Below are 13900 nucleotides of genomic sequence, written 5' to 3'. Positions count from 1 at the left end.
TTTATTTCCCTTCCGGAAACCATATTTCGTAGCTTGTCCCCTCGCCGGGTATGCTTTTGCATTCAATGGTTCCGCCAAGTGCCCGGGTCACGATGTTGTACACAAGGTGCATGCCCAGCCCGGTGTTCCCTGAGCTTCTGGCCGTGGTATAAAAAGGTTCAAATACTTTCAGCATCTGTTCGGTCCCCATGCCGATGCCGTTGTCGGCAAAAGTCAGCTTTACCCCGTTTCTGCTGGCGGCAGCGGTGATGGATATCTTGCCTTGGTCAGTGTCCGGGAAGGCATGGGTCAGGGAATTGGTCACAATATGGGTGATGACCTGCATGAGCGATCCCGGCGAAATATTGATCTCCATACCTTTGGGGCAATCGACAGTAAGCTCGTGTCTGTATTGTTTGAATCTGGGCTTCAGCGAGAGCAGAATTCCCTGTATGTACTCATAAAGATTGACCTGCCTGACATCATCCGAAGCCTGGTCCACGGCAAGCTGTTTGAAGTTGCTGATCAGCGTGGCCGAGCGTTCCAGATTTTTCATGATATTATCAAGTGCTTCGCTGCTGGTGTTCAGGAATTTATCAAGATCCGACCTTTTCATGGAACCTGATTCAAAGCTGTGCTGCAGGGTCTCGGTCAATTCCCTGATAAAAGACGCGCTGGTCACACTGATGCCCAGCGGAGTATTGATCTCATGAGCCACTCCGGCCACCAGTTCCCCGAGGGAGGCCATCTTTTCTGTTTCAACCAGCTTGTCCTGAGTCTGGCGCAGTTCATCCATGGATTTGAGCAGGGCACTGTTGGCGTTTTCCAGTTCCGTGGTGCGCATGGCCACCCTTTCCACCAGTTCCCGGTTCAGTGATTTCATTTCCTGTTCCACTTCCTTGATGCGGGAAATGTCCGAAGAAATGGTCAGGATGGCCGGATTGTTGTTTTCTGCTGAAATATAAGGAACTCTGGTGGTTTCAATCCAGTGGGTGTTGCGTTCTTCGTCCCGGAAGCTTTCTTCGGTGAGCAGCTTTTCATTGCGATCAATGACCATGCGGTCATCTTCCAGGATCCGGGTGACCTCCACGGGATTATCAATTACCTCCGGCAGGTATTTTCCGGTAATTTCTTCAGCCGGAATACCCATTTTTTCCGCTTTAATGCTGTTGACCAGCAGGAATTTACCTTCAAGGTCGTTGGCGAAAATTTCCTGCGGAAGCAGGTCGATGATCTGGCGCAGCCTTGCTTCGCTTTCGTGTGCTTTCTTTACCGCATCCCTGCTTTCGGTAACATCCAGTCCCTGCAGGAGAATAAAATCCGGGTCTCTGTCCGGGGTCATGCGTACAGGGGAAAAGGTCCAGATGAAGTATTTTATTTTTCCGTCACCGGAGTGGAGCGGCAGTTCCAGAACAGGGGTCTGGTTGCCCTGCACAGCCTGATGAAGGGCCTTGTCGACAGTTTCATGAAAGTCCTTGTGGAAAAAAGCGGTCAGTGTTTTGTTCCAGACTTTGGTACTGTCTACGCCGACAATATCCTCTGCAGCAGGGTTCATATCAAGGATGGTTCCGGTAATATCGCAGTTGATGATGGGTGCTTTTGCGGATGAAAACAGCTTGGATATATAGGCACTGTTTTCATCCAGCATTGAGACCATATCTTCCAGCATCCGGCCGAGCTGGTTGAATTCCTTGACCTGACCGGGGATAAAATTGGTGTTTCTCTCGCCGGAACCGACGTTCCGGGCGTAATTGGTGAGCATCTTCAGGGCTTTGAGGATTCTTTTCTGCAATCCCCATGCTGTGAATATAGCCAGCAGTGCGGCAAAGGTGAGCAGGATTCCCAGATTCTGCATGTAGTTTTTTTTAAGGGATTGGAAGGAGGGATTTCTCCGGGAAAAGCTGAACAGCAGCGGGCTGTCCGACTGCTGGGGGAGCAGCTGGATTGTGGAGTAGATCAGCTCTTCGTCTATCTTGAATTCTCCCGGCTGAATGTCCAGAGTCCAATCGATGAGCTTTTTCATTGCGACCTTGGATGGATTGGAGGTGCTTATGATCAGCCTGTGTCTGCTGACCAGTGCGCCGTTGATGGCTGAGGAGACTTTTTTCAACCTATCGATGAAAGATACATTGGAGTTGAGATCAATACCGCCGTACAGAACCCCGGAAACTTCCCCTGTGTGTTCATTGAAAACCGGGACGGCGCAGACCAGCATGGTCCTGATGTTGTTCAGGGATCTGAAGGAGAGATAGCCCCAGGCCGGGGATGTGGACATGGTGTTCTTGAATTTATTGCGCAGCTGCACGATGGGCAGTTCGATCACCCCTGCTTCAATCCAGTTTCGTCCGTCGCGGTAGATGGTCAGCACGTCCAGCAGGTAGCCCTGCCTTGAGTTCATGAATTCGTAAAGTTTCTGATCAAGTGTTTCACTGTCCCCGGTGATAATGGCCCCGCGGAAATCAGCGTCAAGGGTCATTTCTATGAGATCATCCTTGATGTCTTCCAAGGTGTTGTTCAGAGAAAGTGAAACAATGCTTTCGGTTTTATCAATATCTATGGAAAGTTCGTTTTCAAGGGTGGTTTTGGACAGGTAAAAAGACCATGCGAATATGAAAATTCCCATGACCACCACTAATGCTAACATGGGGGTCAGCAATTGTGTTGTTAATCCGGGTGGTTCCTTGAAAATGCGTTTCATTAGTTATCCTTTTGGCTGCCGGAATAACGGAAGCTTTCCCGCTGCAGCAGTTGCAGCCGTTCGGGCGAAACTCCTTTTTCCAGTATTTCAAACCTGCCGGAAAAAACAAGGGGGATCTGTGATTTTTTTTCAAGAATATCAAGAATTATTGCATCGGCCATGGCTACGCCATTGTCGTCATTGATACGCATGAGCGTGACGTCAAGCTCCCCTTTTTGGATGGCTTCTATTTCAGGTGAACCGCCTCCCCAGCCGTTGACCATGATTTTGCCAAGTTGTCCGGTTTCTCGTAAACCTTCGATGGCTCCGAGGGCGATATCCGTGGAGCAGGCGTATATGAATTTAATCTCCGGGTGTTTTTCCGCGATATTTATGGTCGCCAGTCGGGCTTTTTCCTTGTTGATTCCTGTCTGGAACAGCGAGACAAGTTTGAGAGAAGTCTTTTCATCCATATAAGATATGAATGTTTTGCCGCGGGCTTCATTCAGGTAGCCGGGGTCAGGGAGGAGTATGGCGTATTTTCCGTTGCCCCCTGTTTTGTCTGCAAAATACTGTGCAAGTATTTTTGCCCCTGTGGCGTGGTCGAAACCCACGTACATGAACGGCTGTTTGTCTTCCCATTCTTTCAGGGGGGTGGTTATATTCTGGAGTATTATCTTGGGGTGTCCGGCAACGAGTGCTGATTCGATCATGCGCTGGTGCCGCAGGGCATCAAGGGTGAAAATAAGGTAATCCGGGTTGGCCTGTACTGCTTTCCGGAAGGTTGAGGCGTGTTTGGCCGGAGTTTCCGACGGTTTGATGGGAAACTTAACGATGATGGGTTCAAGGCCGTAGTGTTTCAGCCGGTTTGTAAAGGATTTGATGCTTCTTCGCCAATAATCGGAAATCTGCCCGGAAGGGTATATAATAGCGATTTTGGGATTTGGAATTTGGCGCGCTTTCCGGACAGCGTTATTTTTGACAATTTTCCTGAAGTTGTCTTCCCGGATTTTTTCCTGCGGATGGGCCGTAATGTATTCATCAAGAGTGAAGTATTTCCCGGCTTCTGCCGGAAGGGCGAGAAGCAGGCTGGTGAGGATTATTATGAGGGGGAGGAGCGGATTTATTTTCATACTGTCTCCATATTTCAGTTTTCACACGGGAAATATGGAGACAGTATACCAGAATCAGAATTAAATGTAAGTTTAAGCTTGGGAGGCCGTACCCAGCGGGGTGCGCTGGCGGAGCAGGGATACCCCGGCGTAAACCAGAGGCGTGTCCAGAAAGGCGATAGCCACTTTGGCCACCCACTGGCCGATGATTATGTCGGTTACCGGCATTACTCCGTAAAAGGCTACAGTGACAAAGATTGTGGAATCAATGAGCTGTGATACAATGGTGGAAAGGTTGTTGCGCAGCCAGAGGTGTTTGCCTCCGGTCATCCTGCGCAGCAGGTGGAAAATGCGCACATCATTTGTCTGGCTGACCAGATAGGCCAGCAGCGAGGCCAGTACGATCCGCGGAGTGCTTGCAAGTACGCTGGCAAAGCCTTCCTGTCCGTGCCAGAACGGTGCCGGGGTCCAGTAAAGGGCAGCCCATGAAAGGGCGATGGCGGTTAGGAGGGCGATAAATCCGCAGTGGATGACCTCGTTGGCCCGTTCTTTTCCCCATATCTCGCTGATGATGTCGGAGACAATAAAGGTGATGGAGTAGGCAAGAACCCCTGCGGGGGCGTAGAAGCCGAAGATGTTGATTATCTTGGTTGATACAACTGCGGCCATGACCAGCGAGCCGATAAAAAGGCTCGTCAGAAGGGTGAACGCTTTGCGTTCAAAGGTTGAAGAGAGCATTGGATTCCCTTGTGTTGAATATTATTGTTTTGAAACGGATTCTGCCCGACACGAGCAAAAGGGAGAAAGTCCCGCGCCTCGACAGGTCCGTTCCGGGGCAAAGTTAAAGAGCAGGGGTGCCACCGTTCGGGGGAAAAGTCAAAGCCCAAATTGACCGGAAAATGGCTGGGGGCGGGCATGAATCAGAACTTGCTTTTGCCGGGCAAGCTGCTAAGTGCTTTGGACCGTTTGAGGAACTTTTCAGATTAGACTGTTTATCTATGGAGAAGATTTAAATGAAAACAACCAAAAGTCAGGACAAGACCGAATCCCTTGTCTCTCTGGGGCAGGCCGGAGCTACGAAATACAATTATGATACTCCCGGCCCTGAAATTCTTGAGACCTTTCCCAATAACTTTCCGGGCAGGCCCTACATTATCAGCATTGAATTCCCGGAGTACACCTCTCTTTGCCCGGTGACCGGACAGCCGGATTTCGCCACCATTATCGTTGAGTATATCCCCGATGAACTTTGTGTGGAGTCCAAAAGCTTCAAGCTGTACATGGGGGCCTACCGCAACCACCAGTCTTTCATGGAAACCATCACCAATAATATTCTCGATCATTTCACAGGGCGGCTTTCTCCTTTGTGGATGCGGGTTAAGGGGATCTTTTCTCCCCGTGGCGGAACCGCTTTGCATGTTTTTGCCGAGCATTACAAAAAGGAGAGTGCGCAGTATGAAGATGTCCGCGAAACTGTCCGGGAATGGAAAATGGAATCCGGTAGACATTCTGCCTAGTTTTATTTACGTGCAATATTAGCTGTTTATCCGGAGTATGTTTTTGCCGGATAAAAAAATGAACAGCAGCAGCTTGACAGGCTGGGATAAATTTTATATTTTGCCAAACAGGAAAGTTTGGAGGCGTAAAAAATGACAGCAAATATCGAAACAAAATCCAAGGTGTTTAAAGCACTGGGCCATCCCAGCAGGCTTGCCATAGTTGAGGCCCTCTGCGAAGGGGAACTCTGCGTGTGTGATATTGTTCCGATTGTGGGCCGGGATATATCCACTGTGTCCAAGCACCTCTCCTTACTCAAGGATGCAGGGGTGCTCAAGGACAGCAAGCGTGGGACCAATGTGTATTACAGTCTCAATATGGATTGTGTACCCGGCTTCCTGAATTGTCTGGAAAATTTTTTCGCCGCCCAGTTTGAGGAGCAGGCCAAGGCCTACGCCGCAAGTTCCATTAAAAAGTTGTAAGGTGAGAACAGCTGCAGCTTGGTTGTAGCTGTTCTTTTTTAAATATAAGTTTTCGTATTTGGCAAAATATAAACATGGAGAGCTGAAATGGAAGAATTGAATATCAAACCCTGCGCCTGTTCTGCGGAGCCTAAAAAGAAAGAACCCATAGGGCTTGAACCTATCGGCATGAATCCCGAAACCGAAACCGCTGCAGAAGAACAGAGCGAATCTTCACTGCCCATAAAAGGCAATGCCCTCTGGGCGGCAATGGGTGGAGGGCTGCTGCTCTGGTACGCAATCTATTCACAGCTGCTGGGTTTTTCCAAATATGCGGCTTTTGAGCTATTCGGGCTTGTTCCGGGCAGTCATCTCGGTGAAACTGTGCAGTTCTTCATCTATGATACCCCCAAGGTGCTGATGCTGCTGGTGCTGGTTGTTTTCGGTATCGGCATCATCCGTTCTTACGTCACCGTGGAATGGACCCGCAAGGTGCTGGCCGGAAAGCGTGAATCCTACGGTAACGTTCTGGCCGCCCTGCTCGGCGTGGTCACTCCTTTCTGCTCCTGTTCCGCAGTGCCGCTTTTCATCGGTTTTGTGGCCGGGGAAGTTCCGCTGGGCGTGACTTTCTCTTTCCTGATCTCCGCTCCCATGGTTAACGAGGTGGCACTTGTGCTGCTTTACGGCCTCATGGGCTGGAAGGTTGCGGCCCTTTATTTTATTACCGGAATTTCCATAGCCATTGTGGCCGGTTGGATTATCGGCAGGCTGGGTATGGAAAAGCATGTGGAAGGCTGGGTCAAACTTGCCAGTGCCCAGAACAACGGTCCGCAGTCCGGCATGACTGTTGAAGACCGGGTGGTTTTCGGCATTGATTCGGTCAAGGATATTGTGGGCAAGGTCTGGCTGTATGTTGTGGTCGGTATTGCAGCCGGTGCAGCCATTCATGGCTATGTGCCCGAAGACATGATGGCTTCCATCATGGGTAAAGGTGTCTGGTGGGCGGTTCCTGCTTCCGTTCTGCTGGGTATTCCCATGTATACCAATGCCGCCGGGGTGATCCCCATTGTGGACGCCCTGCTGGGTAAGGGGGCGGCACTGGGGACCGTACTGGCCTTCATGATGAGCGTCATCGCCCTTTCTTTCCCGGAAATGGTCATCCTGCGCAAGGTGCTCAAGCCCAAGCTTATCGCAGTCTTTGTCGGGGTGGTCGGTTGCGGAATCCTTATGGTCGGCTATCTCTTCAATATGATCATATAAATATTCTCTGCAATGAACCTAAGCAGCCGCATTTCCTTTGGGGAAATGCGGCTGTTTCCATTTTGGCGTTTTTCTCAGCTTGTAAATGTGTTAGGTTGTAATTGAGTTATATTTTTGGGAGGTATGCATTATGACTGAAGAATATGAAACTGGTTTTATGGTTGTCAGTTGCTCCGGCGGTTCCGGTTCCGGCCAGGCGGCGAACAGTCTTGCGGTGGAACTCAACAGGAGCGGGTTTGCGAAAATGGTCTGTCTTGCCGGGATTGGTGCCGGTCTGGATGAATATATTGATGAAGCGGATAAGGTTCGTGATCTTATTGTGATTGACGGCTGTTCAAAGGGATGCTCGCAGATTATGTTGAAGAAGATGGGCATTGAGCCGGTGCATAATTTCTGTCTTACTGAGATGGGTGTGGAGTGTCCCGTCACAGAGGTTGATCCTGCAATGTTGGAAGAGCTGCGTAAGAAGATCAAGCTGTTGTTCGGTCAGCGTAGGGCTGATTCAAAGTATGCAGTATGCGGGTGCGATACTTGCGTAAGAGAATAACAGTGCAGGTTTACAAAATAATAATAGATTGTAATTGTTGGTGTGTTAAGTATAAGGTTAGGCTGTAGCTTAACCTTTTTTGTTATTATAACGATGTTTGGGGAGTTTTGTGAGCAGAGTTCTTATCTTGGAGCCAAGCAAGGCTGCGGCCATGTTTATCCAGACGACTTTACAAAAGGCCGGTTTTGATTGCGACCATGCCAATACTTACGGAAGGGCCCAGGAGTTCATTGCCGCAAATGATTATTTTGCCGGGTTGAGCAGTATGGTCCTTGATGGAGTGGAGTACGGCAGCGGGATCAATCTTCTGCTTGAACACAGAATTCCGGCTATTGCTGTTACCGCCTCCCTTGATGAACAGGTTCTAAAGACCCTGTCCACCAAAAACATTGTCGATTACGTGCTTAAAAAGCCTGATCAGGCGGACTATATTGCCCGCATCGTCAGCCGGGTTTACAAGAATCAGGACGTCAAGGTTTTGGTGGTGGATGATTCGGCTTCTGTGCGGGACTGGATATCCAGAATCCTCAAGCGGCAGGGGCTGAAAGTCCTGCAGGCGGAGGACGGTAAGGCCGCGACAAAGATTTTTTACAGAAACAGTGACATCAAACTGGTCCTGACCGATTACAACATGCCGGAAATGGACGGGCTCAGACTTACCGCCCACCTGCGTACCATTCGATCAATGGATGAGTTGAGCATAATTGTTCTTTCCTCCGACACAAAATCCCGCACCGCGCCGCTTTTTCTAAAGCAGGGAGCCAATGATTTTATCCAGAAGGGTGCTTCGGTTGAGGAAATTCTCTGCCGGGTCAACTCCAACCTTGAATTTCTTGAACTCATACAAGCCTCCCGGGACCGGGCCAACAAGGATTTTCTTACCGGGCTGTGGAATAGAAGGTATTTTTTCGAATACGGGGAACCTCTTTACTCTCAGTCGTTTTCCGCAGACAGGGAATTGTGTGTGGTTATGCTCGACATAGATCATTTTAAGAAAATTAACGATACATTCGGGCATGATGCCGGGGATCAGGTTCTGATAGATTTCTCGGCTCTTCTGGCTGAGTTCGTGGGTGATCTGGGTCTTGTTTCAAGGTTCGGAGGGGAAGAGTTCACCATTATTCTCGATGGTGTTCAGGCGGACGGCCTTATGGATTTTCTGGAGGAATTCAGGGCGCAGGTGGAGAATTTTGCTGTGGAATTTAAAGGAAAGATAATTAATATGACAGTCTCCATCGGAGCTACTGCCAATATGGATGAATCTCTTACTGCCATGATAGGCCGAGCGGATGATAAACTTTATGAGGCCAAGAGATCCGGCAGGAATAGAATCCTTTGTGACTGGTAGCGGTCTTTGATGTTCATTTTGCGGTCCGGTACGTTTTGGCGTGCCGGATTTTTTTGTTCAAGGGATTTAAGAATTGGCTTTGAAGAGCTGTTTTTATACGCTATACTTTGAATAATACCTGGTGCCGTTAATGTCTCAAGCCAAGGGGGAGAGTATGCTGCCAAAGGAAGAATTTTTCAGGACCGGTGAAATTGTCAATCTGGCCGAAGAGATAGTCTATGAAGAACTGAAGACTCTTATCGGGCGGGCGGAGATTGAATTTTGTCAGTGTGATAAATGTCTGTTCGATATTGCCTGTGTGGTTTTGAATAAAATTCCCAGCCTGTATTCATCAAGTATTGCAGACCGGACTTATCCCAGCCCGGAGTTCAAGGCTGAATATGAAAGACTGAAGCTGTTGGCCGCTGCCGAGATTCCGCAGGCCATTGAACGCATCAGGGACAGGCTGCATCATTAGCCGTTTCTATATGATAATCTGCAATAATTTACTTTTTTTTGAAATGGTAATCGGTTAGTGTCTCATTACTTATAGATGGGATAGAGGGCGGATTGCTGTTTCTAAAGCAATCTCCGGCTTTTAAATATTATTCAGGGGGAAATTCGTGAAATTTCTTTTTCATGCGGTTACCGGGCGGAAGGTTTCCGCAGCGTTGTTTTTTGTTTTGTTGTCCATGTCTTTCGTCTTCTCCGGATGTTTTGGCGAAGAGAAGAAAGAGCAGGCGGCTGCAGAGCCCATTCCTGTTAAAGTAATTAAAATCAGCGAACAGTCTTTTCCGGTGATGGGGGAGTATGTAGCCCAGATTGAAGCTCTGAAAACTGTGGATATCAAAGCCCGTGTAGAGGGGCATATTAAGGAAAGAACCTTCACTGAAGGGCAGGCCGTGAAAGAAGGCCAGCTTCTTTTTGTTATTGATTCCCGCCCTTATCAGGAGGCTTTGAAAAAAGCCAAAGCGGAGCTGGCCAGCACCAGAGCCAGTCTTGCCAAAGCCAGCAAGGATTACAAACGGTTCAAAGCCCTTTTTGATCAGGGCGCGGTCAGCCGTGAAGAGTTCGATTCCAAGATCACCGACAAGCAGGTTCTGGAAGCCAACGTCAGCAATGCCAAGGCCGAGGTGGAGCAGGCCAACCTGAATCTTGGGTTTACGAAAATTGTTTCGCCTATGGACGGTATCATCGGGCGTACGCAGGTGGAGCCGGGAACACTGGTTGCCGCAGAATCCACCGTGCTGGTTACTGTCTCGGCAGTTGATCCGGTTTATGTGAATTTCAGCATTCCCGAAAAAGAATATCTGGTGGCTATCCGTGAAATGGAATCCCTCAGAAAGCAAGGCAAGCCGGACAAGCCTTCCGATCTGCGCATCATCCTTGCCGATGGCGGTTTCTATGAATACAACGGGACTTTCAATATGGCAGACCGGGCAGTTGACTCCTCCACCGGAACGCTGGGTATCAGGGCCGAATTTCCCAACCCTGACAGAATCCTGCGTGATGGACAGTATGCCAAGGTGGTGGTTGAACTTAAGAATTATCCCAACGTTCTGGTGGTACCCACACGGGCAATGCTGGATGTTCAGGGTCGCAAATCCCTGCTGACAGTAAGCAACGGCACTGTCGTCGAAAAGCCGATTACCATTGATTATACCGATGACCGCAACACCGTGATCAAATCCGGAATCGAAAATGACACCCTGATCATTGCCGACGGAGTGAATAAGATCCGTCCCGGAACCCCGGTCACTCCCCAGATCGTTCAGGACCAGCCCGAAGCAGCCAAACAGTAATATTAATTAAATAGATCTCCCCGTTTTTTCGGGGAGATCATTTTTCGCATCGCAGGAAGCAGCCATGGTCAATTTCTTTATCGACAGACCCATTTTTTCGTCCGTTATCTCCATCATTATTACACTGGTGGGCTTGCTGAGTATTTTTACTTTGCCCATTGCCCAGTATCCGGAAATCGCGCCGCCCACGGTGCAGATTGCGGCCCAGTACACCGGAGCCAGTGCGGATGTTGTGGAAGAAACCGTTGCCGCTCCCATTGAAGAGCAGGTCAACGGTGCACAGGATATGCTCTACATGAGTTCCATCAGTTCCAATGACGGACGCATGGTGCTCAACGTAACTTTTGATCTGGGGCGCGATCTCGAACTGGCTACGGTTGACGTCCAGAACAGGGTCAGTCTTGCCACACCGCAGCTGCCTTCCGAAGTAACCAAATCCGGGGTCAGCGTTAAGAAACAGTCTTCTAGCATGATCTGTGTGATCAGTCTGCTTTCCCCGGATGGAACGTATGATTCCCTGTTCCTGAACAACTACGCCAAAATCAATCTTTTTGATGCTGTTTCCCGTATTCCCGGTGTTGGTAGTGTTTCCCTGTTCGGTGATCAGGACTACGGCATGCGTATCTGGCTGGACCCCGACAAAATGGCCCGGCTGGCAATTACCGCCGATGACATTATCTCCGCTGTGCAGGAGCAGAACCTGCAGGCTCCTGCCGGACAGGTGGGGCAGCCCCCGGCTACTTCAGGGCAGCAGTTCCAGCTGACCGTGCGGGTCAAAGGGCGTCTCAGCGAACCGGAAGAGTTCGGTAATATCATCGTCAAAGCCAACCCGGACGGCAGCACCGTGCATATCCGCGATGTGGCCCGGGTTGAGATGGGGTCCAAATCCTATTCCGCTTTCGGCAGGCAGGGCGAGATTGATTCCGCAATGCTGCTGGTTTACCAGCTGCCCGGAGCAAACGCCCTTGATATCGTGGAAAATGTCCGTGCCACCATGAAGCATCTTTCGCAGGATTTTCCGACTGGAATGAAATACGACATTCCCTACGATACCACCCTGTTTGTTACCGCTTCAATTGAAGAGGTTATGGATACCCTGTACGAGGCCATGGCTCTCGTGTTCATCGTTGTGTTCATTTTTCTCCAGAACCTGCGGGCGACCATCGTGCCCATGATTGCGGTTCCGGTTTCTCTGGTGGGAACATTCGCATTCTTTCAGGTGCTCGGATTTTCCATCAACACCCTGACCCTGTTCGGTATGGTATTGGCCATCGGTATTGTTGTTGATGACGCCATTGTTGTGGTCGAGGCGGTGCAATCCAAGATTGACGAAGAAGGACTGGACCCCAAGACGGCCACCAAGGAGGCCATGAAAGAGGTTTCCGGGCCGATTATGGCGACCACTGCGGTGCTTATTGCCGTGTTTGTGCCTGTAGCCTTCATGGGCGGGATTACCGGGCAGCTTTATAAGCAGTTCGCACTGACCCTTGCGGTTTCGGTGGCAATTTCATCCGTTAACGCTTTGACCTTTTCTCCGGCCATGTCGGCCCTGCTGCTGCGGCCGCAGAAAGACATGCGCGGCCCGTTGGGCTGGTTTTTCAAGCAGTTCAACAAATATTTCAGCAAGATCACTTCCGGATATACTTCCGGGGTCAGGATAATCATCCGCAAGTCAGTCATCGCGCTGGGAATTTTCGGGGTGCTGATGTTCGGGGCCTATACCCTGTTCAAGACTGTACCCACCGGGTTCGTGCCCAATGAGGATCAGGGTTACTTCATGATCAACGTGCAGCTGCCCGAAGGTGCCTCTCTTGAGCGTTCAGATGCGGTGGTGCAGCAGGTGGAGGAAATCCTGAAGAATGAGCCGGGCGTGAAAACATATTTCGCACTGGGCGGATTCAACCTGATTACCGGTGCTTATTCTTCCTACACTTCAACCTTGTTCGCCACCCTTGATCCATGGGATGAGCGCACTGCCCCCCAGCTGCATGTGGAAGCCATTCTCGGTAAGGTGCAGCAGAAGGTGTTTGGTATTCAGGAGGCCATGGTTATCTGCTTTAACCCGCCGCCCATCAACGGTATCGGGTCCACTGGCGGTTTGCAGTTTGAGCTGCAGGACCGTTCCGGCGGAACTGTAAAGGAACTGGCACAGGTGGCTCAGGATTACATGGCCGAGCTGCGCAAGCATCCGGAGCTGACCGGAATATTCTCCACTTTCAGTGCTGATGTGCCGCAGCTGTTTGTTGACGTTGACCGCGATAAGGTGCGTAAGCTGGGTATCCCGCTCAATGAAGTGTTCACCGCCATGCAGACTTTTCTCGGCGGTTATTACATCAACGATTTCAATAAATACGGCAGGACCTACCGGGTTATGGCTCAGGCGGATTCCGAGTTCAGGACCAGCCCGGAAGATGTGTCCAAGTTCTACGTGCGCGGGGATACCGGGAAGATGATCCCGCTTTCCACCCTGCTTAATCAGGAGAAGATATTCGGACCGGAATACATTCAGCGTTACAACCTGTTCCGGACCATTGAGATAACCGCGGCCAACGCTCCGGGCTACAGTACCGGGCAGGCCATGGCATTGATGGAAAAAATCGCCCGCGACACCCTGCCGCGCGGCTACGGTTTCGACTGGACCAACATCGCGTATCAGGAAAAGAAATCCGGCGGGGAAATCATCATTATCTTCGCTCTTGCGGTGCTCATGGTCTTCCTTGTGCTGGCAGCACAATACGAGAGCTGGATTATTCCGCTGGCTATTGTTTTTGCGGTTCCGCTGGGTGTGTTCGGGGCTATCTCCGGGCAGTTCCTGCGTGGTCTGGATAACAACGTTTATGCCCAGATCGGTCTGATTATGCTGGTTGGTCTGGCGGCCAAGAATGCCATTTTAATCGTGGAATTTGCCAAGGCCAAGTATGAGCAGGGATCATCCCTTGTAGAGGCCGCAGTTGAGGCCGCCAAGATCCGTTTCCGGCCCATCCTGATGACTTCGTTTGCGTTCATCCTCGGTGTTGTGCCGCTGGTCATAGCACAGGGGGCAGGTTCGGCCAGCCGTCACGCGCTTGGTACTTCGGTGTTTTCGGGTATGATCGCGGCCACTGTTCTCGGGGTGCTCTTTGTACCGCTTTTTTATGTGATTCTGATGAAAATAAAGAGCGTGAAGGGCGGTGACGGGGGCTCTGATTCCGCAAAAGAGTAATTTGTTTTAAATAGCTAAAACTAAACCGCCCTGCTG

General features: G+C 50.2%; 11 protein-coding genes. 8 read left to right on the top strand and 3 right to left on the bottom strand.

Features of this window, described 5'->3' with window-relative positions; genetic code table 11:
* Nucleotide 1 precedes the first annotated feature (1 nt).
* The 3 genes from FMR86_RS12445 to FMR86_RS12435 all read right to left on the bottom strand — a co-directional run bounded on the left by FMR86_RS12445 (nt 2) and on the right by FMR86_RS12435 (nt 4506).
* A complete protein-coding gene (locus FMR86_RS12445; RefSeq protein ID WP_163351729.1) occupies nt 2–2677 on the bottom strand; it encodes a PAS domain S-box protein in 2676 nt (891 codons plus the stop codon).
* Nucleotides 2677–3789 carry a substrate-binding domain-containing protein gene (locus tag FMR86_RS12440; protein ID WP_163351728.1) on the bottom strand — a complete coding sequence of 371 codons (1113 nt, stop codon included), beginning with the start codon at nt 3787–3789 and terminating at the stop codon, nt 2677–2679. Before FMR86_RS12440 ends, FMR86_RS12445 begins: the two co-directional genes overlap by 1 nt.
* Before the next feature lie 72 nt (nt 3790–3861).
* On the bottom strand, nt 3862–4506 hold the full coding sequence (locus FMR86_RS12435; protein ID WP_163351727.1) for a queuosine precursor transporter: 645 nt from the start codon (nt 4504–4506) through the stop codon (nt 3862–3864).
* Nucleotides 4507–4781: 275 nt separating this feature from the next.
* Here FMR86_RS12435 and queF point away from each other — a divergent pair, with 275 nt between their 5' ends.
* The 8 genes from queF to FMR86_RS12395 all read left to right on the top strand — a co-directional run bounded on the left by queF (nt 4782) and on the right by FMR86_RS12395 (nt 13864).
* Entirely contained in the window at nt 4782–5285 is a 504-nt protein-coding gene (gene queF, locus FMR86_RS12430) for a preQ(1) synthase (RefSeq protein WP_163351726.1), read from the top strand.
* A gap of 132 nt (nt 5286–5417) precedes the next feature.
* A complete protein-coding gene (locus FMR86_RS12425) occupies nt 5418–5747 on the top strand; it encodes a helix-turn-helix transcriptional regulator (protein WP_163351725.1) in 330 nt (109 codons plus the stop codon).
* Between the two features lie 87 nt (nt 5748–5834).
* Nucleotides 5835–6986, top strand: a complete 1152-nt coding sequence (locus tag FMR86_RS12420; protein ID WP_163351724.1) for a permease — start codon at nt 5835–5837, stop codon at nt 6984–6986.
* 130 nt (nt 6987–7116) lie between these two features.
* Nucleotides 7117–7533, top strand: coding sequence for a putative zinc-binding protein (locus FMR86_RS12415; protein WP_203544878.1), 417 nt, complete (start codon nt 7117–7119; stop codon nt 7531–7533).
* A 109-nt stretch (nt 7534–7642) separates the two neighbouring features.
* The gene (locus FMR86_RS12410; RefSeq protein ID WP_163351723.1) at nt 7643–8881 is read left to right on the top strand and encodes a diguanylate cyclase; all 1239 of its coding nucleotides are present in this window, start codon (nt 7643–7645) and stop codon (nt 8879–8881) included.
* A 154-nt stretch (nt 8882–9035) separates the two neighbouring features.
* Nucleotides 9036–9338, top strand: coding sequence for a late competence development ComFB family protein (locus FMR86_RS12405; protein WP_163351722.1), 303 nt, complete (start codon nt 9036–9038; stop codon nt 9336–9338).
* Nucleotides 9339–9483: 145 nt separating this feature from the next.
* Nucleotides 9484–10662: an efflux RND transporter periplasmic adaptor subunit gene (locus FMR86_RS12400; RefSeq protein ID WP_163351721.1), complete on the top strand. Its 1179-nt coding sequence runs from the start codon at nt 9484–9486 to the stop codon at nt 10660–10662.
* Between the two features lie 64 nt (nt 10663–10726).
* Nucleotides 10727–13864 (top strand): efflux RND transporter permease subunit, encoded by a 3138-nt coding sequence (locus FMR86_RS12395; RefSeq protein ID WP_163351720.1) that lies wholly within the window; start codon nt 10727–10729, stop codon nt 13862–13864.
* Nucleotides 13865–13900 lie beyond the last annotated feature (36 nt).

Origin of the sequence: Desulfovibrio sp. JC010, assembly GCF_010470675.1 — a bacterium.
Taxonomy (GTDB): Bacteria; Desulfobacterota; Desulfovibrionia; order Desulfovibrionales; family Desulfovibrionaceae; genus Maridesulfovibrio.
Note: the sequence above shows the minus strand (reverse complement) of the source record. Positions and strands in the feature narration are given on the sequence as shown.